This is a genomic window from Mesorhizobium sp. M7A.F.Ca.CA.001.08.2.1 (genome assembly GCF_003998455.1).
GTDB lineage: Bacteria > Pseudomonadota > Alphaproteobacteria > Rhizobiales > Rhizobiaceae > Mesorhizobium > Mesorhizobium ciceri.
This window is the reverse complement of record NZ_RZPW01000726.1, coordinates 1-3127: the sequence shown is the minus strand read 5'-3', so window position 1 is coordinate 3127 and position 3127 is coordinate 1. Positions and strand designations below refer to the sequence as shown.

At 63.8% G+C, this 3127-nt stretch carries 4 protein-coding genes; 2 read left to right on the top strand and 2 right to left on the bottom strand.

Annotated elements, in window-relative coordinates; genetic code table 11:
- Positions 1–177 precede the first annotated feature (177 nt).
- The gene (locus EN914_RS29775; protein WP_024502626.1) at positions 178–1434 is read right to left on the bottom strand and encodes an aminopeptidase; all 1257 of its coding nucleotides are present in this window, start codon (positions 1432–1434) and stop codon (positions 178–180) included.
- Entirely contained in the window at positions 1431–2423 is a 993-nt protein-coding gene (locus EN914_RS29770; RefSeq protein ID WP_013532854.1) for a LysR substrate-binding domain-containing protein, read from the bottom strand. The genes EN914_RS29775 and EN914_RS29770 overlap by 4 nt, the downstream gene beginning before the upstream one ends.
- A 94-nt stretch (positions 2424–2517) precedes the next feature.
- Between EN914_RS29770 and EN914_RS29765 the strand changes: the two genes are divergently transcribed.
- Positions 2518–2739: a hypothetical protein gene (locus EN914_RS29765; protein ID WP_024502627.1), complete on the top strand. Its 222-nt coding sequence runs from the start codon at positions 2518–2520 to the stop codon at positions 2737–2739.
- Positions 2740–2853: 114 nt separating this feature from the next.
- A partial coding sequence (locus tag EN914_RS29760) for a YbfB/YjiJ family MFS transporter (RefSeq protein ID WP_127389461.1) occupies positions 2854–3127 on the top strand: 274 nt, incomplete at its 3' end.

Below are 3127 nucleotides of genomic sequence, written 5' to 3'. Positions count from 1 at the left end.
TGCCTGTCATGCGCAAGGGCGAGTGGGCCTGAGGGTTCCAGCCGAGAGGTGTGATGGCCTTCAACATCGCGGTCAAGCGTATCTACGAGCCGCCCGCTGCCCGTCCTCGGCAGCGGGCGGCTCGTAGATACGCTTGACCGCGATGTTGAAGGCCATCACACCTCTCGGCTGGAACCCTCAGGCCCACTCGCCCTTGCGCATGACAGGCACGCGGGCGCCGTCCTTGTGGACGCCATCGATGTCGATCTTGTCCGAGCCGATCATCCAGTCGATGTGGATGAAGCTCTTGTTGCCGCCGCGCGCGGCGATCTCGTCCTGGCTGAGCGAGGCGCCGTCGACGAAGCACTTCGAATAGCATTGGCCGAGCGCGATGTGGCAGGCGGCGTTCTCGTCGAACAGCGTGTTGAAGAACAACAGGCCGCTGGCCGAGATCGGCGAGGAATGCGGCACCAGCGCCACCTCGCCGAGACGGCGCGCGCCCTCGTCGGTGTCGAGCACTTTCTTCAGCACGTCCTCGCCCTTCGATGCCTTGGCCTCGACGATCCTGCCTTCTTCGAAACGCACCGAAATGTCGTCGATCAGCGTGCCCTGGTAGGACAGCGGCTTGGTCGAGGAGACATGGCCTTCGACCCGCCTTGCATGCGGCGTGGTGAAGACCTCTTCGGTCGGGATGTTGGGGTTGCAGGTGATGCCGTTCTTGGCGGTCGAGGCGCCGCCCATCCATTCATGGCCGTCCGCCAGTCCAACCGTCAGGTCGGTGCCCGGTCCGGTGAAGTGCAGCGCATGGAAATTATGGCGGTTGAGCCATTCGGTGCGGCTGCGCAGCGCCGCGTTGTGCGCCCTCCAGTTGCCGATCGGATCCTCCACATCGACCCGCGACGCGGCGAAGATGGCATCGGCGAGTTTCACGACCGCAACATCGTCGGCATCGCCGGGGAAGACCTGTTTGGCCCAGGCGAGGTCCGGATAGGCGACGATGTTCCAGTTGATGTCGAAGCCGGTGATCTTTTCCAGCGCCGGCTGATAAGCCATCGAATTGGCCTTGTTGGCGCGCGCCACTTTCGCCGGATCCTGTGCGGAGAGCAGCGACGGATCCTCGCCGCGCACGGCAAGCCTGGCCGCATTGTTGGAAAAGGCTTTCGCCATGCCTTCATAGAGCCAGCCGGCGGCGCGGTCGAAGCTCGCATCGGCGCCGAAGCGGTAGCGCGCCAGCGTCATCTCGTCATCGTTGAAGATCGGCGTCACCAGGCCGGCGCCGGCCTTGTAGGCATGCTCGACGATCCGCCTGGTTAGCGGCAGTGCCGCGATCGATGACGTCAGCACCAGATCCTGCCCTGGCTGCAATTGCAGCCCGACCTTGATGGCGACTTCCGCCAGCCTGTCGAGCTTCACCGGGTCGATTGATGCGGAAACGCCGCGCGAATGTGTGGTCATGATCCTGCCTGTCGTAGTTTGATGTCCGACCTACCATAGAGCGGCGGCGCGGCGCTTTCCACCGCGATCGCGCCGGCGGGTTTTGGGTTTGCGGACCCGAACCGCGCCATGGTTGCTTCGATCTCTTCCCTGATCCAGACCTTGAAATCCCGGACCTTGCGGCTTTCCGCCTTGACGGACGAGGTCACCAGCCAATAGCCGAGCCCGCTCTGGGCGCGGATACCGAAAGGCGCCACCAGCCGCCCGTCGGCCAGCGCATCCGCGGCGAGCAATTGCCAGCCCAGCATCACGCCGTGGCCGGCAATCGCCGATTCCAGGCACAGCATCGGGTCGGTGAAACGCGCACCCTTGAGGAAGCTGACAGGTGGGACGCCGGCCGTCTCGAACCAGCTTTCCCAGTTGATCATTGCTCGCTCGTCGGTGATCGCGCAGGTCTGGGCAAGGTCCTCGATCGACTTCAGTTTTTGGGCAATCGCCGGCGCGCAGACCGGGAAGACTTCCTGCGCCAAGAGCAGTTCCGTGCGCCCGCCCGGCCATTTGCCATCGCCAAGCCGGATGGCGATGTCGATGTCTGAGTGATCGAGATTGGCCAGCCGCACCGAAGCGTCGATGCGCAGCAGCACGTTGGGATGCCGGTCGAAGTGGCGAGATAGTCTGGGCAACAGCCACTTCGAGGCAAAGGCCGGCGCCACCGAAACCACCAATGTGCATTGCGTAGCCTCGTCGGCCAGCGCCACGGCCTGGGAAAGCTCACGAAATCCAGCACCAAGGCGGGCCGCGAAGACGGCGCCGAATTCGGTCAGCACCAGACCGCTCGCCGTTCGCTCGAACAGCGCCTGGCCGAGCTGTTTTTCGGTACGGCTTATCTGCTGGCTGACGGCGCTGACGGAAACGTTGAGCTCACCGGCGGCCGCCGCCAGCGATCCGAGACGGGCAACGGTTTCGACGGCGCGCAGGCCGTTGAGGTGGACGCGGTTGAGCATGGCCATTGAGTTTTTCTAAACTGATCCGGCTGAAATCTCAATTGAAAGGCATGTCGTAACGGCGGATTTTATCGGAAGAGACAGACCTGTGGAGCCGGAAATGCTGAGGATCTTGTCGTCGTCGCTGAAGGTCTTTTTCGCTGCGAGTACGCCGTATGAGCCGCACCCGGACGGCGAAACGCAGAGATGGCTGACCGATCCGCTTTCGCATCCGGTGCTGAACACCATGTCGGAACGCGAACTGGGCGATGTGCCGTTCAGGCTGACGGCACGGCGGACAGTGCACGAGACGGCCCCATTGCACGCCGGCGGCCGCTGCTGAGCAGGCGCCAAGCGTTCCGGCTTGAGGAAAGTCGAGGCGAGCACCACGTCGCGCACGCGCTGGCCCAACAGATGGCGATTGTTTCAGCGACCCCTGCACTTATTGTGCAGTGCAATGACATCAGCCACCTCGACAGCGCTGCGTTTCGCCTTCGCCGGCATGATTGCCATGGCGGTTGCCATGGGCATCGGCCGTTTCGTCTACACGCCGATCCTGCCCGGCATGATGCAGGAATTGCATCTGTCGCCTGCCGATGCCGGTTGGATCGCGTCGGCCAATTATCTCGGTTATCTCGTCGGCGCGTTGGCAGCGGCGGGCGGCTGGGCGCATGGGCGCGAGCGCCTGCTGATGCTGGCGGGGCTTGGCGCCAGTACGGTCCTTGCCGCGC